Origin of the sequence: Mesorhizobium sp. M4B.F.Ca.ET.058.02.1.1, assembly GCF_003952505.1 — a bacterium.
Lineage (GTDB): Bacteria > Pseudomonadota > Alphaproteobacteria > Rhizobiales > Rhizobiaceae > Mesorhizobium.
In genome coordinates this window covers 5441978-5461359 of the sequence record NZ_CP034450.1, presented here as the reverse complement: position 1 = coordinate 5461359, position 19382 = coordinate 5441978, and the positions used below count along the sequence as shown (strand labels likewise).

Genomic DNA, 19382 nt, shown 5'->3' with positions numbered 1-19382 from the left:
ACGATGACCGACAAGAGCAAGATGTTCGTGTATCCGAAGGACGTCAGCGCCTTTGGCTTCGACTGGGGCAGGCTGGCCCTGACGGTCGCGCCCGAAGTGAATGGTGCGGAGCGTTTTTCCGGCGGCGTCGTCGACCTGCCCTCCGGCAAGGGCCACACCCGCCACAACCATCCCGGCGCCGAAGAAATCATCTTCGTCATCTCCGGCCATGGCGAGCAGATGGTCGAGGACGAGGACGGCAATCCGGTGGTCGCGAAAGTCGGCCCCGGCTGCACAGTCTATGTGCCCGAGAGCCGCTTCCATTCGACGCTCAACACCGGCGACCAGCCGATGCAGCTCTTCGTCGTCTATTCGCCGGCCGGCCCGGAACTGGCGCTGCGCGACCTGCCGGATTTCAGGGTGCTGCCGGCAGGGGAGTGAACCTTCGAGGCTGGCGCCGCCCCTCATTGTCCTGCCGGACATTTCTCCCCGTAGAACGGGGAGAAAGACGCCTTCATCAACGATTTCGCAAATCGCCGAAGCTGCCTTCTTCTCCCCGTTCTACGGGGAGAAGGTGCCGGCAGGCGGATGAGGGGCGGCGCCGACTTTCGGCCTTATGAAATCCCGCCCCTGTTCCATCCCCTGGCCCGGTCGCCGAACATCGCGTAGCCATTATCCGTCACCGCGACAGTATCCTCCAACTTGATGAAGCCGCGTGTCGGGTGAAGCATGGTCGTCTCGACCGACAGCACCATGTTCTTTTCCAGCGGCTTCCCGGCATAGGTGCCTTCATAGGTGACCGGATGGTTGGTCATCAGGAAGGGCGCTTCATGCGTGATGAGCCCCATGCCGTGGGCGAAGAAATCCGTGTAAGGCGAGACCTTCGAGGCCTTCAGCACGCCCTCCGCATGGGCGATCATATCGCCACCGAGCGTGCCCGCCCTGACCTTCGAAAACGCCGCCTGCTGCACGACGTCCACCTCAGCCAGCAGATCCTCCAGCTCTGCGTCCGGCTCGCCGAGAATCCCCATGCGGCAGAGGTCGCCGATATAGCCGTGGTAGTTGCCGCCGGAATCGATCGACAACACCTCGCCCTGCTTCCACGCTTGCGGCGAGGCCGCGCGGTTGTGACTGGAGCCCAGGGTCAGCAGGCAATATTCGAAATGCGCGCCGCGATTGGTCTCCTCGCGCCTCAGCTGCTCGATGATCTCGGTCTTGGTCGTGCCTTCGCGCGCCCATTGGATGGTCGCCAGCATCGAATCGGTGATCAGCTCGGAGGCGACACGCAGCCTCTCGAGCTCGGCGTCGGTCTTGATGGCGCGCATGCGCTCCAGCATGCCGGTCGCATCGATCAGCTTCGCATCCGGCAGCGCCTTGCGAACCAGCGTGTAGGCATCCGACGGCAGGAAGGCCGGCTCGATGCCGATGCGCGCCTCGCCCTTGCCGATCTTCTGCACATGCTCAACGGCGAGATTGGCGGCATCCAGTGTGCCCCAGCAGGCGGCGTGCAAGGTCGGTGTCCAGAACGGGTTGTTCTGGTGCTCGGCGCCCTCCATACGGTTGCCGATATAGGCAGCGCGGTCTGGCCCACCCTTCTCGTAGACAACGATCGGCAGGTAGCGGCTGTGGCCGATCGCATCCATGGCGGCGAAGAAGATGAACTTGTAGCCGCCGAGCAGATATTGCGTGTTGTGCTTGGAGGTGGCGAGCAGCACGTCGATGCCGGCTTCCTCCATCAGCCCGTCCAGCCTGGCCTGGTCGAATGGAATGGCGACCGCATTCTTGCCCGGGGCGATGTTCATTTTTTCTCTCCCTGAATGTGCTGGCCGATCGGGCCGGCTCGCCGGCTGGTTTTGTGGCTGATCATTTGGCTGTCGGCTAAATCTGCATCACTTTGGCTACTCTGGTCCAGCCAGAAATCAGCTTCCGGCCGTCATCGATTGTCACAATGCCGCGTTCTCGCGCGTCAATAGCAACATCTGGTCCTACCAGATTGTTCGACTGAACCGCTTGCCTAACGACTGGTCCAGCGGACGGAAATTTCAAAGCCACGCCAGAATGCGCCAAATCCGTCTCTGGCGAAACCCTTGGCGAGGCTCATAATCGCTGCCGCAACGACGCTCGTGGACAAGCTGGCGTCAAGGGATTGGCGCCCGAGCGGGTGGCGCGGAGGACGGAGGTCGATCATGTCAGCTCTCACCATTTCCAGGCGCACCGTGCTTGCCGGCTCGGCGGCGCTGCTCGCCTCCACCGCGCTGCCGGTGATCGGCCGCGCGCAGACGCCGAAGAAGGGCGGCCGGCTGGTCGTAGCCGCCGACTCCGAGCCGCGCAACCTCAACCCGGCGATCGTCGCCTCCAACGGCGTTTTCTTCATTTCCAGCAAGGTGGTGGAAACGCTGGCCGAATCCTCCTTCGACGGCAAGGACGGGCTCCAGCCGCGCCTGGCACTTTCATGGGAAGGCGCCGCCGATGGCCTCTCGGTGACGTTCAAGCTGCGCGACGGCGTCAAGTGGCATGACGGCAAACCATTCACCTCCGCCGACGTCGCCTTCTCGGCGCTGCAGGTATGGAAGCCGCTGCAGAATCTCGGCCGCACAGTGTTCAAGGACCTGACGGCGGTCGAAACGCCGGACGAGTTGACCGCCATCTTCAAATTCGCCAAGCCGACGCCGTTCCAGCTGATCCGCAATGCCCTGCCGGCGCTTTCGAGCGTCGTGCCGAAGCATGTCTATGAGAGCGGCAAGATCGAGGAGAACCCGGCCAACAACGCGCCGGTCGGCACCGGCCCGTACAAATTCGCCGAATACAAGGCCGGCCAGTACTACCGGCTGGCGAAGAACGCCGACTATTGGGGCAAGGGCGAGCCCTATCTCGATGAGATCGTCTACCAGGTGCTGCCGGACCGCACGTCGGCGGCCGCGGCGCTCGAGGCGGAAGAAATCCAGCTCGCCGCCTTTTCCGCAGTGCCGCTCGCCGACCTCGACCGCATCTCCAAGGTGCCTGGCCTGAAGGTGATCACCAAGGGCTATGAAGGCCTGACCTACCAGCTCGTCGTCGAGATCAACCACCGCCGCAAGGAGCTGGCCGATCTGAAAGTGCGCCAGGCGATCGCGCATGCCATCGACAAGGACTTCGTCGTCAAGACGATCTTCCTCGGCTACGCCGCCACCGCGACCGGCCCGGTGCCGAAGAACGATCCGCAGTTCTACACCGCCGACGTGCCGACCTATGCATTCGACGTCGCCAAGGCCAATGCGCTTCTCGACGAGGCCGGCTACAAGAAAGGCCCCGACGGCAACCGCTTCTCGCTGAAGCTCCTGCCGGCGCCTTACTTCAACGAGACCAAGCAGTTCGGCGACTATCTGCGCCAGGCGCTCGCCGCCGTCGGTATCGACGCCGAACTGGTCAACAACGACTCTCCCGCCCACATCAAGGCCGTCTACACTGACCATGCCTTCGACCTCGCCGTCGGCCCGCCGGTGTTCCGCGGCGACCCGGCGATCTCGACCACCATTCTCGTACAGAGCGGCATCCCGGATGGCGTGCCCTTCTCCAACCAGGGCGGCTACAGGAACGTGGAACTGGATGCGCTGATCGCCAAGGCGTCGGAGACGCTCGATACCGCCGCCCGCACCGAGCTCTACAAGGAATTCCAGAAGAAGGTCGCGGCGGATCTCCCGCTGATCAACGTCGCAGAATGGAGCTTCATCAGCGTCGCCCGCGATACGGTCGGCAACATCGCCAACAACCCGCGCTGGGCGGTGTCGAACTGGGCGGACACTTATCTGGAATCGTGACACATTTGCGCGGATGAGAATTCGCGAAATTATCGTAGGCGTTGAGTTCTACGAGGGCCCCCTCTGTCCTGCCGGACATCTCCCCGGAGATCAGCAGCTTGTCTGTCTCGCCAATTCTGAAACGTTGAAGATTGGCGAAGGCAGAGGCGACAGCCAATCTCCCCCCTTGAGGGGGAGATGTCCGGCAGGACAGAGGGAGGTGCTCAGGCGCGGCATTTCTCATAACCAGCATATCGCCAACCCACCGAGGCGCGCATGACCCGCGCCCTCACCCTCATCCGCCGCCGTCTCCTCGGCAGCGTCTTCGTGCTGCTGATCGTCGTCATCGGCACCTTCCTCCTGCTCGAGGCAGCCCCCGGCGACGCGGTCGACGCCTATATCGTCTCGACCGGCGGCGATGCCGGCATGATCGAGGTGCTGCGCCATCGCTGGGGCCTGGACCAGTCGGAAATGACGCGGCTCGCCAACTATCTCTGGGCGCTGCTGCATCTCGACCTCGGCCAGTCCGTCACCTTCTCCAGGCCGATCCGTGACGTCATCCTCGAACGCTTGCCGACCACGCTTCTCCTGATGGGCAGCGCCACCGCGCTCTCCTTCGGCCTCGGTTCGGCGCTCGGCATCTATGCCGGCGCGCGGCCTGGCAGCTTTCGCGACCGTTTCCTGTCGATCGGCTCATTGGCGCTCTATGCCGTGCCGGGCTTCTGGCTCGGCCTGGTGCTGATCGTCATCTTCGCCGTCGACCTGCGCTGGCTGCCGATCGGCGGCATCGAGACCATCGCCTCCGGCAGGACCGGGCTGTCGCGGGCCGCCGACATTGCCGCCCATCTCGTGCTGCCGGTCGCCGCGCTCGGTTTCATCTATCTCGCGCTTTACCTGCGCATGACGCGCGCCGGCATGGCCGAGGCCTGGCGGCAGGACTTTGTCCTCGCCGCCCGCGCCAGGGGGCTGTCGCGGCGTCGCATCGTGCTCGCCCACGTCGCCCGCAACGCGCTCCTGCCGCTGGTCACTATGCTCGGCCTGCAGTCGGCGCAGATGCTCGGCGGCAGCGTCGTCATCGAAAGCGTCTTTGCCGTGCCCGGCCTCGGCCGGCTGGCGCAGGAGGCCGTCGCGGGACGTGACACGCCGCTGCTTCTCGGCATCATCCTGGTCAGCGCAGTGCTCGTCATCCTCATCAACCTCCTGGTTGACCTCGCCTACGCCCTGCTCGACCCCCGCGTCGGCGCCAGCGAGGCCGGCGCATGAGCCGGCTGCATCGCTTCTTCTGCACGCCGGAAGCGGTCGCCGGCGCCGTCATTTTTGCGACGCTCTTCGCCATGGCGCTTACCGCGCCGCTGCTCTTTCCCGGCGATCCGCAAGCCATTGCAGGTCCGGCATTGCTGTCGCCATTCCAAAACTGGTCGCTGCCGCTCGGCACCGATCGGCTCGGCCGCGACGTGCTGGCCGAGCTTTTCCACGGCGCCCGCACCTCGCTGGCCGTCGGTCTGGCGGCGGCCGCTGCCGCGCTGGTCATTGGCGCGGTGGTCGGCACGCTGGCCGGCTTTGCCGGCGGGCTGATCGACGAGGTGCTGATGCGCATTACCGATGCCTTCCAGACCGTGCCCGGCTTCCTGCTGGCCCTGGCCTTCGTCAGCATTGTCGGCCCTTCCCTCGGTGTGGTCGTTGCGGCCATCGCGCTTGGCGCCTGGACGGGACCGGCGCGCGTCGCGCGCGCCGAAGTGCTGTCGATCCGCGAACGCGACTATGTCGCCGGCGCCCGTGTCATCGGCATGCATCCGCTCGAGATCGCCTTTCGCGAAGTGCTCCCAAACGCGCTGCCGCCGGTGCTGGCACTGTCCTCGGTGATCGTCGCGGCGGCGATCCTGACGGAAGCCGCCCTGTCCTTTCTCGGCCTAGGCGACCCCAACCTCGTCACCTGGGGCGGCATGATCGCCGAAGGCCGTGCTGTTTTGCGCACCGCGCCTTTCCTGTCGATCATCCCCGGCATCGCGCTGGTGCTGACCGTGCTCGGCGTCTACCTCGCCGGCGAAGGCATCGTCGAGACGACAGCGGTGCGGAGAAGTCTGTCGTGACGGCGCTGCTTTCCATGCGCGACCTCACGGTCGCCTACCGCGGCAACGGCCGCGAGGTGCCGGCGCTGAAGGGTGTCAGCCTGGAGATCGAGGCCGGTGAGCGCCTAGCGATCATCGGCGAAAGCGGTTCGGGCAAGAGCACGCTGGCGCTGGCGATCGCTGGGTTGCTGCCAAGGTCTGCCAGGATTGACGGTGAGATCGAGTGGCAAATTCCGGAATCTCCATCGTCTCATTCCTTCGCGCCCCCCTCTGTCCTGCCGGACATCTCCCCCACAAGGGGGGAGATCAGACCCTCATATCCGCTTTCGCCAATCTCCGAGGCTGGAGAAGGAGAGTCGCCGGCGACGCTGCCAATCTCCCCCCAAGTGGGGGAGATGTCCGGCAGGACAGAGGGGGGCGCGACAGAACGCCAACCTCTCCCCGTTCGTGAGAAAACTGTCCTCCTCGGCCGTGACATCGGCTTCGTCTTCCAGGACCCCTCCTCGAGCCTCGACCCGGTCATGCCGGTCGGCAACCAGATCGCCGAGGTCGCACGCACCCATCTCAAACTCACCTGGGCGCAGGCTTTCGCCAAAGCCAAGACCCTGCTCGAACGCGTCCGCTTACCCGATCCGGACACGTCCATGCGCGCTTACCCGCACCAGCTATCCGGCGGCCAGAAGCAGCGCGTCGCGATCGCCGCGGCAATAGCCGCCGGTCCGAAACTGCTGATCGCCGACGAGGCGACCAGCGCGCTCGACACCATCGTGCAGGCCGAGATCGTGTCGCTCATCCGGCGGCTGGTGGCCGAGGACGGCATGACGCTGCTGTTCATCAACCACGACATCGCGCTCGCCGCCGAGCTTGCCGAGCGCATCGCTGTGTTCCGCCATGGCGAACTGCTCGAGCTCGGCACGACGGCGGAGATCGTCAACGCCCCGCGCCACGCCTATACGCGCGCGCTGCTCGACGCTCATCTCGGCCTCGATGCCGGACAGTTGCGGCAGACCGGAGCGCCGGCATGAGCCTGCTCACCGTCTCCGGTCTCACCAAGCACTATCGCCGCGGCGGCAGAACCGTCTCCGCCGTCGATGGCGTCTCCTTGGCGATCGGGCCCGGCGAGACGCTGGCGCTTGCCGGCCCGTCCGGCAGCGGCAAGTCGACCATCGCCCGGCTGGTGCTCAGGCTGATCGAGCCGGACGCCGGCACCATCCGGTTCGAGGGCGCAGACTTCCTCTCGCTGGGCGGAGCGGCCCTGCGCGCCAGGCGAGCGCGGCTGCAGATGGTGTTCCAGGATCCGCTCGCCGCCTTCAATCCGCGCGCCACGGTGGCGCGCGTGCTGGACGACCCCTTGCGTATCCACGGCATCGCCTCGCGCACCGAACGCCCGCGCCGCATCGCCGCCCTGCTGGAACGGGTTGGCCTTGGCGCCGATCTCGCGCCGCGCGCCATCCACGAGATCTCCGGCGGCCAGCGCCAGCGCGTCGCCATTGCCCGCGCCATCGCCACCAGACCGTCGCTGATCGTGCTCGATGAGGCCGTGTCGGCGCTCGACGTATCGGTGCGCGGTCAGATCCTGGACCTGCTGCTTGACCTGCAGCGCGAGGAACGGATCGCCTACCTTTTCATTTCGCACGATCTCGGCGTCGTCCGCGCCGTCGCCCACCGCCTCGTCATCCTCGATGCCGGACGGGTCGCCGAGAGCGGCGAGGCGCGGGCCGTCATCGGCAACCCGCAATCGGCGATCGGCAAGGCGCTTGTGGCGGCAACGCCGAAACTGAACAGGACCGCAACACCATGACCGACCCAGAAACCAGAGCCGAAAAACTGTCGCGCGAGCTCGATTCCGCTTTCCGCAACCGGGCCGATCTCTACCGCCTCTTCCTCGATGAACTGACCGCGGAACTCGGCGCCGAAAGGGCCGAGGCGGTCATGATCCGCACCATCGAGCAGCGCGGCAGGGAAGTCGCGGCCGCGGCTTTCGCTGATTTCGGACCCAACGACGCGCCGGCGATCGGCGAGGCGTTTCTGGCCGTCAGCCCCGATGGCGGCCGCATGTACCCGACCGATGTCGAGCGCGACGCGACCCACATCGCCTTCAAGGTAAGGCGCTGCCCGCTGAAGGACGCCTGGGTCGAGGCCGGCGTCGGCGAGGAGAAGCTCGCCACGCTCTGCCGCATCGCCGGCGCCTTCGACCGCGGCCTGTTCGAGGCGACCGGCGTGCGCTTCGAAAACGTCACCTGGACGCCGGGCCACGGTTCCGGCTGCTGCCACATCGCGCTTACCAACAGGGATGCCGGTTAGCCAGCTTACCGTCCTCCCGCGCGCTCAGTGCTTGATGCGGTCGCGCATCGCATACCACAGCATGCCGAGCACATAGAGCGGACCGCGCAGCGCCGTGCCGCCCGGGAACGGCAGCGGGCTAAGCGTCGAGAACAGGTCGAGCCGCGCGGAATCGCCGGTGATCGCCTCGGCCAGCAGTTTGCCGGACAGTGTCGACAGGATGACGCCCTTGCCGGAATAGCCATGCGCGAAATAGACCTCGCCATAGTGCCCGACATGCGGCAGGCGTGACGTCGTCACCGACACCAGCCCGCCCCAGGCATGGTCGATGCGGCAGCCCTTCAGTTGCGGGAAGGTCTGTTCCATGTGCGGCCGCACGAAGCCGGCGATGTCGGCCGGCGGCGACGGCGTGTAGCGTTCGCCGCCGCCGAACAACAGGCGCCCATCCGCCGACATCCGGTAGTAGTTAACCACGAAGCGCGTGTCCGACACCGCGACATTGGCCGGGATGACATTGCGCTTGCCCTCCAGCGGCTCGGTGGCGACGATGTAGTTGCCGACCGGCATGATGCGACTGTTGACGCGCGGCTCCAGTCCTTGCAGCAACGCGTCGCCGGCCAGCACGACATGTTTCGCCCGCACAGATCCCTTTGCCGTCGAGACCTTGATCGAAGGCTCCCGCTCCAGCCGCACGGCGACCGAATTCTCGTGGATGGTGACGCCGGCCGCGACCGCCGCGCGGGCAAGCCCCAGCGTGTAGTTCAGCGGATGCATATGGCCGCCGAGCGGCTCGTACATGGCGCCGTGATAGGGCGTGTCGACCTTGCCGCGCGCTTCCGCCGCCGACAGGATCTCGACGTCGCGGAAATTCATCACGCTGGCCAGGCACTCGGCCTCATCTTCAAGATCCTTGAGGTCGGAGCTGTTCACCGCGCCGACCAGATGGCCGCCGAGCCTGAGGTCGCAGTCGATGCCATTGCGCTCGATGATGTCGAGCACCAGCCCGCGCGCCTCGAAAGCGAGGTCGAACAGCGCCTTCGCCCGTTCCGGCCCGAAGGCCTTGACCAGGCCCTTGGCGCCCTTGCGCAGGCCTGGGATCATCTGGCCGCCATTGCGGCCCGATGCGCCCCAGCCGATCCTGCCGCCTTCGAGCAGCACAACCTTCAGCCCGCGTTGGGCGGCGTGGAGCGCCGCCGACAGTCCGGTGCAGCCGCCGCCGACGACCACAAGGTCGGCTTCGGCATCGTCGATGAGCGCCGGATGATCCGGCGCCGGATGGGCGGTGGCGACATAGTAGGATTTGCCGATACCGAGACCGGAATTGAAACCCGTCGAACTGGAAACCATGGTCACACCTTGAGCAAAAGGTGGTCGCGTTCCCAGGACGTCACCACGCTCTGGAACAGGTCGAGCTCGACGCTCTTGACGCGCAGATAGGTCTGGAAGAAATCCTCGCCGAGCAGCGCCCGCACGGGAGCGCAGGCGGTGAAGCGGTCGAGCGCCTCCTCCATGGTCTTCGGCAGCGTGCTCTTGATCTTGTAGGCATTGCCAGACGCTTCCGCCGAGCGCGCGATCTTCTCCTCCACGCCGAGATAGCCCGCGAGCAGCGAGCCGGCGATCGCCAGATAGGGATTGGCGTCGGCTCCCGGCAGCCGGTTCTCCACCCGCCGCGCGGCGCGGCCGCCGGCCGGCACGCGCAGGCCGCAGGAGCGGTTGTCGTGCGACCATTCGATATTGGCCGGCGCGCTGTGGTTAGGACGAATGCGCCGGTACGAATTCACGTTCGGCGCAAACAGCGGCATGATTTCCGGAACATATCTCTGCAAGCCGCCGATGAAGTGGCCGAACATCGCGGTGTCGGCATCGTCGCCGCCGGCAAACAGCGTGTTGCCAGCCTCGTCGACAATGGACATGTGCAGATGCATCGAGGAGCCGGCCTGCGCCGCGATCGGCTTGGCCATGAAGGTGGCGTGCATGCCGCTCGCCTGAGCCGCCTGCCTGGTCAGGCGCTTGAACAACAGCACCTTGTCGGCCAGCGCCAGCGCATCGCCGTGCAGGAAGTTGATCTCCAATTGCGCCGTGCCCGACTCATGGATCAGCGTATCGAGCGGCAACCCCGCGGCCGCCGCATGCGCGTAGATGCGCTGGATCACCGGCTCGAACTCCTCCAGCGCCGCCATGTCATAAGGATGCTGCACGCTTTCGGCGCGGCCGTTGCGCCCGGCCGGGGCGGTCAGCGGCTGGTCCGGATCGGGATTTGGCGCGGTGAGATAGAATTCGAGCTCCGGCGCCACCACCGCCCGCCAGCCGCGCTGGCGATAGAGATCGAGCACCGCCCGCAAGACGTGACGCGGCGAGGCCATCCATGGACGGTCGTCCATGTGGAAGGCATCGGCAAAGACATAGGCCTTGCCGGGCCCGCCGCCGGGCGCCAGGCAAAGTGTCGAGACATCCGGCACCATGCGCATGTCCGGGTCCGAATAGGCGAAGCCTTCGTCGATCGAGCCGGAATAGCGGCCGTCAATGCTGACCAGGAAGGCGCTGCTCGGCAGATAGAGCGCGCGGTCTTCCAGCGCCTTCAGGAACTTCGCCGCCGGCAGCGCCTTGCCGCGCAGCACGCCGTTCATGTCGGGCACCAGGCATTCGACTTCGCTGATCGCGTGCGCGGCCAGCCAGCTTTTCGGGTCGTTGGCGCCGCTCGTCGGCGGCAGGGTCGTCAGGTGGTTTTCAGGCATTTGGTCACATCCGTATCAAAGAGAGGATCGCTTCGGCGGCCACATCCGTTCCGGGCTTCAGCGCCATCTGCGCTGCATTGTCCTTCAGGCGGGCGCGCATCGCATCGTCGGCCAACAGGCCGAGGATCGCTCGCTCCAGTACTCCTTCGGTCCAGCCATCACGGCCGATATGGTTGCCGACGCCGGTCTCCTCGGCGCGCCGCGCATTGTCGTGTCCGTCCCAGCAATAGGGCATGATCAGCGACGGCACGCCGAAGCGCAGCGCCTCGCAAAAACTATTGTTGCCGCCGTGATGGATGAAGAGATCCGATTTCGCCACCACCGAGGGCTGCGGGAACCAGGCGCCGAGATAGACATTGTCCGGCACCGCGCGATAGGCGTCGCGCAGGCCGCCGACATTGACGATGAAGCGGGCGGGCAGCCTGTCGAACACCGCCAGCATGCGCTGGATCAGCCCGACATCCATGGCACCAAGGCTGCCGAAGCTGAGATAGACCAGTGGCCCGCTGTTGCGCGGAAAGACCGGCACCTCGAACGGCCCCTCGGAGCGGACGCAGCCCTCAAGATAGGTGAAGCGCACGGGGTCGAGCGGCGCCGCGCGTTCGCGGCGCACGATGGCCGGTGTCAGCAGCAGGTTGAGATCGGGCGAAGTCTCCAGGAACAGGCCCTTCGGCAGCGGCGCGAGACCTGCATTGGCGCGCAGCCGGTTGAACCGCTCATGCGCCGGGGCGACCGCCGCGAGGTAGCGCGCCTCGAAGGCGGCGCGCCCAGGGTCGTCGGCGGCAAGGCCGGAAAGATAGGGCGGCACCTTGGCGTCGGGCAATTCCGTCTCGGCGCATGAGACGACGCGCACCCACGGGCAGCCGGCGCCGGCGATCGCCGGAAACATGATGACATTGTCGAGGACGACGGCGTCGGGCTTCAGCCGCGCCAGCAATTGCCTGAGCGGCGCCTCGGCGTGGGCCGCCGTGTCGACGATTGCCTGCCATGTCGGCGCGACATAGGTTTCGAGCTGGTCGAGCGGGCTCAGCCGGAAATGCGGCAGGTGGCGGCGCACGAAGGCCTGCCAGTAGCTCTGCCGCTCGCTGTCGCTCAGCGGATCGTCGGTCGGCAGCTGGTATTCCTGAAAGCCGTAATCGGCGAAGACGCCGGAAAAGCCGGCATGGCAGATGAAGACCGGCCGGGCGCCCCTGGCTCGCAAGGCCTGCGCGATGCCGACGCAATTGAGCGCCGCGCCGAAGCTCGCTTCGGGAAACAGCGCGATGGTCGGGCTGGCTTTGCGCGTCACGATGTCCTCGGTCAATCCGGCCGGCTGATCATGCCGAACAGCGCCGGCGCGCCGCGGCTCGCCGCCCGCGGCCGCTGGCTGCGCGACAGCCTCAGATGCACACGCAGCAGATCAGCGGCAACCTCATACTGCCGGCTTTCCAGATGGTCGAGTATGGTGAGGTGCTCGCGCAGCGACTGCTTGAGCCGGAACACGTTGACGCCCGCATAGATGCCAGGCAGCCGGCGCAACCGGAGATGATCGGACAGCGCGTCGGTGACGAACCGGTTGGCCGAGCCGTCGGCGATCATGCCGTGGAACTCGATGTCCAGCCGTTGGAATTCCCTGGTGTCGAAGGCCGCATCGGGCTGCGCCATCAGCGCCTCCATGCCCTGGCGCAGCGCCGCCGCCCGCGCGCCGTCGAGGCTGAAGCCCGGCGTCAATATGGCGGCGGGCTCCAGCAACAGCCGGAAGTCGTAGCTCTCGCCCTGCGCCTCGGGATCGTCGGGCGCCCGGCGAAACAGCCAGGATTGGCCCGGCGCGCGGTCGACGAGATTCTCTTCCGTCAGTCTCTGAAGCGCTTTTAGTACCGTCTTGCGTTCAGCATCGTAGCGCCGCATCAGCCCGCTGACGGTCACCGTCTGGTCCAGCCGCCGCGCCGAGCGGTCGCGCAGGATCGCCTCGGCCAGTTCGTCTTCCTCCGTATTCGGCAATTCGGCGGCGACAGCCCCTTGCGCCGCGAGGTCGATGGCAAGGCGGTAGCCTGTGGCGGCTTCCCAGCGCACCACGCCCTGTTCGGTGAGCAGGCGCAGCGCCGCCCGCACCGGAGTCCGCGAAACGCTGCAGAGCGAGGCGATCTGTTGCTCGGGAAGGTGCGCGCCGGGCGCGAAGCCGCGCTGCCTGGCAACGTCCAGGATGCGCTGCGCAAGATCGAGATGGTTGGTGCGAGGTCGCCTGGCTGCCGCTTGCATGACTTGTTCTCGTGGATCGGTGCGACCCCGGTTTGGCCGATCGTCCCCGCCGAGGCAATCGGCCAGATTCCGGAGCCGCCCGCCAAATTATGGATTGACGTACTTTTTTCTGCAATAGTACTGTCACTGCAATCGGCAACAAAAGACCGGGGAACAGGATCGAGCCCGTGGCGGGAACCGCGAATGCCGGTCTGCCAATGAATTTGACCATCAACCGTAATGGGAGACTGCCATGACCACCGCCCTGCAGCACCGTTCGTTCAGAACGTCTTCAATCGCGCTCGGCTTCGCTCTGACGCTTTCGGCGCCGGCGGCCGCCGCCGACCTCGTCATCTCCAACTGGGACGGCTATATGGCGCCCGACGCCATGGCCGCCTTCAAGACCGCGACCGGTGTTGCCGGCGAGGTCGTGGTCCACGCCACCAATGAGGAGATCATGGGCAAGCTCGTCGCCTCCGGCGGCAAGGGCTATGACGTGGTCTTCGTCTCCTCGCCCTTCGCCGAGGTGCTGAACAAGCTCGGCCTGACCGAGCCGATCGACCATGCCCAGGTCCCCAACCTCGCCAATCTCTATCCGGAAGCGACCAAGCTGCCGCACGATGTCGGCAACGCCTTCTCGGTGCCCTACACCTGGGGCACGACCGGCCTCTGCTATCGTTCGGACCTGATCAAGACGGCGCCGACAAGCTGGAGCGACCTGCTCGCGCCTTCCGACGATCTCAAGGGCAAGACCACCATGCTGGCCACCGACCGCTGGCTGCTGGCCGCGGGCCAGCTCGACAAGGGTTTCTCCGTCAACGAGACCGACCCGGCCAAGATGGCCGAGGTCAAGGACCTGCTGATCTCGGCCAAGAAGACCCTCCTCGCCTATGACGACACCACCTTCTATTCGAAGCTGGTGTCCGGCGAGGCGCTGCTGGTGCAGGCCTGGGACGGCTGGTGCAACTACGGCATCGCCGAGAAGCCCGAGATCAAATACGTCATTCCGAAGGAAGGCTCGGACCTCTGGGTCGACACGATGGTGGTGATGAAGGCTTCCGAGCACAAGGACGCCGCCTTCAAGTTCATCAACTTCATGCTCGACGCCAAGAACCACGCCTGGGCGGCGCAGAACATCGACTACAAGGTGCCGAACAAGCCGGCGATGGAGAGCCTGCCGGCCGACTTCCTGGCCAAGTTCCCCAACATGGCGATGCCGGTGGCCGACCTCGTCAAGTTCGAGCAGTTGCGCGACGTCGGCGACGCCCAGCGCGACTACTCCAAGATCGTTAGCGAGATCAAGGCCGCGCAGTAGGCGCTTGCAGCCCAGAGACAATGGCCGATGGCGGGCTGCCGCCGTCGGCCGCTGAGCGGTATCGAAAATTGTCCCAGACCAGACTTCGCTCCAACCTGCTGATGGCGCCGGCTTTGGCCTGGCTGACCGCGCTCATGGTCGTGCCATGCGCGCTGGTGCTTGCGCTCGCCTTCTTCCGGCGCGGCATCTATGGCGGGATCGAATACACTTTCACGCTGGAGAATTTCGGCCAGGTCCTCGACCCGCTCTATGCCGGCATCTTCCTCAACTCGGCGCGCATCGCCGGCGCCGCGACACTGATCGCGGTCATCATCGGCTACGCCGCTGCCTATGCGATTGCCGCGGCGCCACGCCGGCTGCAGCCGGTATTTCTGTTCTTCGCCGTGCTGCCGTTCTGGTCGAACTATCTGATCCGCACCTATGCCTGGATCGTGCTCCTCAACCGCGAGGGCCTCGTCACCCAGTTGCTGCGCTGGATGGGCTACACGGGCGAGCCGCCGTCGATGCTCTACACCGAGGGCGCCGTCATCGCCGGCCTGGTCTACAACTACCTGCCCTTCGTCATCCTCGCCTGTTACGCGCCGCTGTCGCGGCTCAATCCGGAACTCGCCGAGGCTTCGCGCGACCTCGGCGCCTCGGCGCTGACCACCTTTCGCCGCGTCATCCTGCCCCTGACGGTGCCCGGCATCGCCGCCGGCGCGGTCTTCGTCTTCGTGCTGTCGATCGGCAATTTCGTCACCCCCGCTCTGCTCGGCGGCGGCCGCTTCCAGATGATCGGCAACCTGGTCTACGACCAGTTCCTGACCGCCAATGACTGGCCGTTTGGCGCCGCCCTCGCCATGGCGCTGATCGCCATCATGCTCGCGGTCCTGATGGCGCAGGCCCTGCTTGCCGACCGCGCCGCCGGCCGAGCCAAGGAAGCTGAGGGAGGTGCCGATGGCTGAGCGCTCCCTTGCTTCCTTCTCCCCGTTCACGGGGAGAAGGTGCCCCGAAGGGCGGATGAGGGGCGGCGCCAGCCTTTGCGACGCTCAGCGTTGCCCCTCATCTGCCTGCCAACATCTTCTCCCCGTGAATGGGGAGAAGGAGGCTGTACGACCGCTCGCCTCCTGACCATCGGAGGGCAGCCATGACTTCGTCGCCTGCCCGCACCCTCGGCTTGCGGACGATCCTCGTCCTGGTCTTCGCCTTCCTCTACATCCCGATCGCCGTCCTGGTGGCGCTCTCCTTCAACGCCGGCGGGCTGCCGACGGCATGGTCGGGCTTCTCGCTGAAATGGTACGCTTCGCTCGCCGGCAATGCGGCGATCCTGCAGGCTGCCCTCAACACGCTGATCGTGGCGCTGGTCTCGACCGCCATCGCCACGCTGCTCGGCACGCTGCTGGCGATCGGCATCGAGATGCGCCGGCAATACGGAAAGGGTCTGGAAGCACTGATCTTCGCGCCGATGATCATTCCAGACATCGTGCTCGCCATCGCGCTGCTGTCGTTCTTCTCGCTGCTCGATGTCACCATGGGCCTACACACCATCGTCCTCGCCCATGTCGTCTTCAACCTTGCCTTCGTCTGCTCGGTAGTGCGCGCGCGGCTGAAGAGCTTCGACTGGTCGATCGTCGAGGCCTCCGCCGATCTCGGCGCCTCCGCGCTCACCACCTTCCGGCGGGTGACGCTGCCGGTCATCCTGCCGGCGGTCGTCGCCGGCGCGCTGCTCGCCTTCACGCTCTCGGTGGACGAGTTCATCATCGCCTTCTTCACCGCCGGCGCCGGCCGCGCCTCGACCACGCTGCCGATGCAGATCTATTCGATGATCCGCTTCGGCATCACGCCGGAGATCAACGCGCTGGCGACCATCGTCATGGCGGTTTCGATCACCGCGCTGACCCTTTCGCAGCGGCTCAATCGTGGGGTTATCGGCCAATGAGCGAACCGCGCACGCTGCTTCGGATCGATCGCGTGTCGAAGAATTTCGGCCGCGTGAGAGCCGTCGACGGCATTTCGCTCGACATCCGCGAGAACGAATTCTTCGCCCTGCTCGGCCCCTCCGGCTGCGGCAAGACCACGCTGTTGCGCATGCTGGCCGGCTTCGAGACGCCGAGCGACGGCCAGATCCTGCTCGACGGGCGCGATATCGCCCGCACGCCGCCCAACAAGCGGCCGGTCAATCTGATGTTCCAGTCCTACGCGCTGTTTCCGCATATGAGCGTCAGGGCCAATGTCTCCTATGGGCTCGAAATGGAGCGCCTACCGGCGGCCGAAATCCGCAGCCGTGTCGACGCCATCCTGGCGACCACCGAGCTGGTGCCCTTCGCCGATCGCAAGCCTGAGCAATTGTCGGGCGGCCAGAAGCAGCGCGTCGCGCTCGCCCGGGCCTTGGTCAAGCGGCCGCGCCTGCTGTTGCTCGACGAGCCGCTCGGCGCGCTCGACAAAAAGCTGCGCGGCGCCATGCAGCTCGAATTGAAGCGCCTGCAGCACGAGGTCGGCATCACCTTCGTCATCGTCACCCACGACCAGGAGGAATCGCTGGTCATGGCCGACCGCATGGCGGTGCTGAAGGATGGCAGGCTGTTGCAATGCGATACGCCGCACGCGATCTACGAACATCCTTCCGACCGCTTCGTCGCCGACTTTATCGGCGTGATGAATTTTGTTCCCGGTCGTGCTGACGGCAACGGCGTCCAGGCGACGAATGGCACGAAGATCACCGGTAAGGTTTCGGCGACACTTTCGTCGGGCGCCTCGGCTGTCGCCGCTGTGCGGCCCGAACGTATCCGGCTGTTTCCGTCGCCCGACACCGCCAACCGCGTTGCCGGCACGGTCGAGGCGCTCGCCTATCAGGGTCTCGACCTGCAGGTGCATGTCCGCACCACTCTTTCGCAAAAGCCGTTCCTGGTGCGCGTCACCGCCGATGCCGCCGACCGCCGGCCGGTTGCCGCCGGCGACCGGATCGAGCTCGGCTGGGACGCCGCCGATGTCAGAATTTTCGCAGATTGATGGAGATTGAAACCATGGCGCAGAAGACCATCGCGTTTTTCCCGGAAGCGGCCTTCGGGCCGGCGCTCAATTCCGTCGGCATCGCCCAGGCGGTCGAGGCGCGCGGCCACAGGGCGGTGTTCCTGTCCGACCCCGGATTTGTCGACGTCTACAAGGGCTACGGCTTCGAGGCGCACCCGGTGAACCTCTCCGAGCCGATGCCGCCGGAGCAGATGGCCAAGTTCTGGGAGGACTTCATCAACGGCCACATCCCGAATTTCCGCAAGTCGCCCTACGACCAGGTCGACAACTACGTGAAGGACTGCTGGACGGCGATCGTCGATAGCGCCAAATGGGCACAGAAGGATCTGGCCGGGGTGCTCGCGAAGATCAAGCCCGACGTCATCTCGGTCGACAACGTCATCCTGTTTCCCGCTATCAAGCAGTATGGCAAGCCCTGGGTGCGGGTCATCTCCTGCTCGGAAAACGAGATCGAGGACGAGGACATCCCGCCGCATCTTTCCGGCTGCGCCGAGGACGACCACGCCGGCCACAAGCGCTACCGCGACCATTTCAACGCGGTGATCAAGCCGATCCATGACGACTTCAACGCCTTCCTCGCCGCCAATGGCGAGGCGCCCTATCCGATCGGCCAGTTCTTCGAGGCCTCGCCCTACCTCAACCTGCTGCTCTATCCGCAGGCGGCGAAGTTCAACCGCCGGCATCCGCTCGACCCGGCGAAATTCCAGTATCTCGAGGGCTGCGTGCGGCAGGAGAAGCCCTACGCAATACCGACCTTTGCGAAGAACAATGACGGGCCGCTGCTCTACGTCTCCTTCGGCAGCCTGGGGGCCGGCGACGTCGACCTCCTGAAGCGCATCATCGCGGCGCTCGGCAAGACGCGCTACCGGGCGCTGGTCAATGTCGGCGGCTACAAGGACCAGTACACCGACGTGCCCGGCAACGTCATTGTCGACAGCTGGTTCCCGCAACCTTCGGTGATCCCGCAGGTCGATGCGGTGATCCACCATGGCGGCAACAACTCCTTCACCGAGTGCCTCTATTTCGGCAAGCCGGCGATCATCATGCCCTATGTCTGGGACGGTCACGACAATGCCACCCGCGTCGGCGAGATCGGCTGCGGCTTCGGCATGCCGCGCTATGACTGGAGCGATGCCGAGCTGATCGCGAAGATCGAGGCCTGCCTCACCGATCCGGCGATCAAGGCCAAGCTCGCCAGGGCATCGGCGCAGATGCAGTCGCAGAACGGCCCCGAGAAGGCTGCCGGGCTGCTGGAGCAGCTGCTGTGACCTCCTCCGCGCCGCACCTCCACCAGGCCTCGACCCGCGCCGATCTCGTCGACTGGGGCGCGCAGCCTGACGCGCTGGAGGGCGCTTCGCACTCGACCGGCAGGCTGGTGCACAAGGGGTCCGAACAACCAGCCGGAATCTGGCATCTGGGTCTGCACGCCTGGACGCTGGCGGCTCAAGATCCCGCGCGACGAGCTCTGCCACTTCGTCTCAGGTCGCGCCACCTACAAATCCGACGACAGCGAGGTGATAGAGGTGACAGCCGGGACGGTGGTGCTGTTCCCGGCCGGCTGGAGCGGCGAATGCACCGTGCATAAGACCATGCGCAACATCTACATGCTGGCGTAACCGAGGAACTCGACATGCCGACACCGCACTGGCCAAAGGCCTCGACCGTGCAACTGGACGACTGGGGTGCCGGCGCCGACCCTATCGCCGGCTCGCCGCGTGCGTCGGGCAAGGTCCTGTTCCAGCACGCGGACGGATCGAGCGAATGCGGGCTTTGGTCGTGCACGCCCGGCACGCGCCACATCACCTTCGCGGTTGACGAATTCTGCCATTTCCTGTCGGGGCGCGGCACCTACATCCACGAGAATGGCGAGACGATCCCGGTCGAGGCCGGGACACTGGTCTTCTTCCCAGCCGGCTGGACCGGCACTTCTAAAATCACAGAAACGCTGACCAAGGCCTTCATGTGCCGGTAAGCACGCAACGAAATCCAGGATAAAATC

At 65.7% G+C, this 19382-nt stretch carries 19 protein-coding genes; 14 read left to right on the top strand and 5 right to left on the bottom strand.

What is annotated here, in order from left to right; translation table 11 throughout:
* The first annotated feature begins 3 nt into the window (after nucleotides 1-3).
* A complete protein-coding gene (locus EJ073_RS26540) occupies nucleotides 4-420 on the top strand; it encodes a cupin domain-containing protein (RefSeq protein WP_126058195.1) in 417 nt (138 codons plus the stop codon).
* A 173-nt stretch (nucleotides 421-593) separates the two neighbouring features.
* Here EJ073_RS26540 and EJ073_RS26535 read toward each other — a convergent pair whose 3' ends face one another.
* On the bottom strand, nucleotides 594-1781 hold the full coding sequence (locus EJ073_RS26535) for a Xaa-Pro peptidase family protein (RefSeq protein WP_126058194.1): 1188 nt from the start codon (nucleotides 1779-1781) through the stop codon (nucleotides 594-596).
* Nucleotides 1782-2165: 384 nt separating this feature from the next.
* Between EJ073_RS26535 and EJ073_RS26530 the strand changes: the two genes are divergently transcribed.
* From EJ073_RS26530 to EJ073_RS26500, 6 genes are all read left to right on the top strand, one after another.
* Complete coding sequence (locus EJ073_RS26530; protein WP_126058193.1) at nucleotides 2166-3776, top strand: ABC transporter substrate-binding protein; 1611 nt, start codon at nucleotides 2166-2168, stop codon at nucleotides 3774-3776.
* Nucleotides 3777-4031: 255 nt separating this feature from the next.
* Nucleotides 4032-5018, top strand: a complete 987-nt coding sequence (locus EJ073_RS26520) for an ABC transporter permease (RefSeq protein WP_126058191.1) — start codon at nucleotides 4032-4034, stop codon at nucleotides 5016-5018.
* Nucleotides 5015-5845, top strand: a complete 831-nt coding sequence (locus EJ073_RS26515; RefSeq protein ID WP_126058190.1) for an ABC transporter permease — start codon at nucleotides 5015-5017, stop codon at nucleotides 5843-5845. The genes EJ073_RS26520 and EJ073_RS26515 overlap by 4 nt, the downstream gene beginning before the upstream one ends.
* Nucleotides 5842-6849: an ABC transporter ATP-binding protein gene (locus EJ073_RS26510; RefSeq protein ID WP_245455376.1), complete on the top strand. Its 1008-nt coding sequence runs from the start codon at nucleotides 5842-5844 to the stop codon at nucleotides 6847-6849. The genes EJ073_RS26515 and EJ073_RS26510 overlap by 4 nt, the downstream gene beginning before the upstream one ends.
* Entirely contained in the window at nucleotides 6846-7625 is a 780-nt protein-coding gene (locus EJ073_RS26505) for an ATP-binding cassette domain-containing protein (RefSeq protein WP_126058189.1), read from the top strand. Before EJ073_RS26510 ends, EJ073_RS26505 begins: the two co-directional genes overlap by 4 nt.
* Nucleotides 7622-8128 (top strand): L-2-amino-thiazoline-4-carboxylic acid hydrolase, encoded by a 507-nt coding sequence (locus EJ073_RS26500; RefSeq protein WP_126058188.1) that lies wholly within the window; start codon nucleotides 7622-7624, stop codon nucleotides 8126-8128. Before EJ073_RS26505 ends, EJ073_RS26500 begins: the two co-directional genes overlap by 4 nt.
* Before the next feature lie 24 nt (nucleotides 8129-8152).
* Here EJ073_RS26500 and EJ073_RS26495 read toward each other — a convergent pair whose 3' ends face one another.
* The 4 genes from EJ073_RS26495 to EJ073_RS26480 are packed head-to-tail and all read right to left on the bottom strand — an operon-like array spanning nucleotide 8153 to nucleotide 13080.
* Nucleotides 8153-9454, bottom strand: coding sequence for an FAD-binding oxidoreductase (locus tag EJ073_RS26495; protein ID WP_126058187.1), 1302 nt, complete (start codon nucleotides 9452-9454; stop codon nucleotides 8153-8155).
* A 2-nt stretch (nucleotides 9455-9456) separates the two neighbouring features.
* Complete coding sequence (locus tag EJ073_RS26490; protein ID WP_126058186.1) at nucleotides 9457-10842, bottom strand: glutamine synthetase family protein; 1386 nt, start codon at nucleotides 10840-10842, stop codon at nucleotides 9457-9459.
* A gap of 4 nt (nucleotides 10843-10846) precedes the next feature.
* On the bottom strand, nucleotides 10847-12130 hold the full coding sequence (locus EJ073_RS26485) for a glycosyltransferase (protein WP_126058185.1): 1284 nt from the start codon (nucleotides 12128-12130) through the stop codon (nucleotides 10847-10849).
* Between the two features lie 11 nt (nucleotides 12131-12141).
* Entirely contained in the window at nucleotides 12142-13080 is a 939-nt protein-coding gene (locus EJ073_RS26480) for a GntR family transcriptional regulator (protein WP_126058184.1), read from the bottom strand.
* A gap of 232 nt (nucleotides 13081-13312) precedes the next feature.
* Here EJ073_RS26480 and EJ073_RS26475 point away from each other — a divergent pair, with 232 nt between their 5' ends.
* The 7 genes from EJ073_RS26475 to EJ073_RS26445 all read left to right on the top strand — a co-directional run bounded on the left by EJ073_RS26475 (nucleotide 13313) and on the right by EJ073_RS26445 (nucleotide 19355).
* A complete protein-coding gene (locus tag EJ073_RS26475; protein WP_126058183.1) occupies nucleotides 13313-14374 on the top strand; it encodes a spermidine/putrescine ABC transporter substrate-binding protein in 1062 nt (353 codons plus the stop codon).
* Nucleotides 14375-14475: 101 nt separating this feature from the next.
* The gene (locus EJ073_RS26470; RefSeq protein WP_126059352.1) at nucleotides 14476-15318 is read left to right on the top strand and encodes an ABC transporter permease; all 843 of its coding nucleotides are present in this window, start codon (nucleotides 14476-14478) and stop codon (nucleotides 15316-15318) included.
* Between the two features lie 182 nt (nucleotides 15319-15500).
* Complete coding sequence (locus EJ073_RS26465; RefSeq protein WP_126058182.1) at nucleotides 15501-16292, top strand: ABC transporter permease; 792 nt, start codon at nucleotides 15501-15503, stop codon at nucleotides 16290-16292.
* Entirely contained in the window at nucleotides 16289-17362 is a 1074-nt protein-coding gene (locus EJ073_RS26460; protein WP_126058181.1) for an ABC transporter ATP-binding protein, read from the top strand. The genes EJ073_RS26465 and EJ073_RS26460 overlap by 4 nt, the downstream gene beginning before the upstream one ends.
* Before the next feature lie 14 nt (nucleotides 17363-17376).
* Nucleotides 17377-18651 carry a glycosyltransferase gene (locus tag EJ073_RS26455; RefSeq protein ID WP_126058180.1) on the top strand — a complete coding sequence of 425 codons (1275 nt, stop codon included), beginning with the start codon at nucleotides 17377-17379 and terminating at the stop codon, nucleotides 18649-18651.
* A gap of 42 nt (nucleotides 18652-18693) precedes the next feature.
* Nucleotides 18694-18999 carry a cupin domain-containing protein gene (locus EJ073_RS33005; protein WP_348627274.1) on the top strand — a complete coding sequence of 102 codons (306 nt, stop codon included), beginning with the start codon at nucleotides 18694-18696 and terminating at the stop codon, nucleotides 18997-18999.
* A 14-nt stretch (nucleotides 19000-19013) separates the two neighbouring features.
* Nucleotides 19014-19355 carry a cupin domain-containing protein gene (locus tag EJ073_RS26445; protein WP_126058179.1) on the top strand — a complete coding sequence of 114 codons (342 nt, stop codon included), beginning with the start codon at nucleotides 19014-19016 and terminating at the stop codon, nucleotides 19353-19355.
* Nucleotides 19356-19382: the final 27 nt, after the last annotated feature.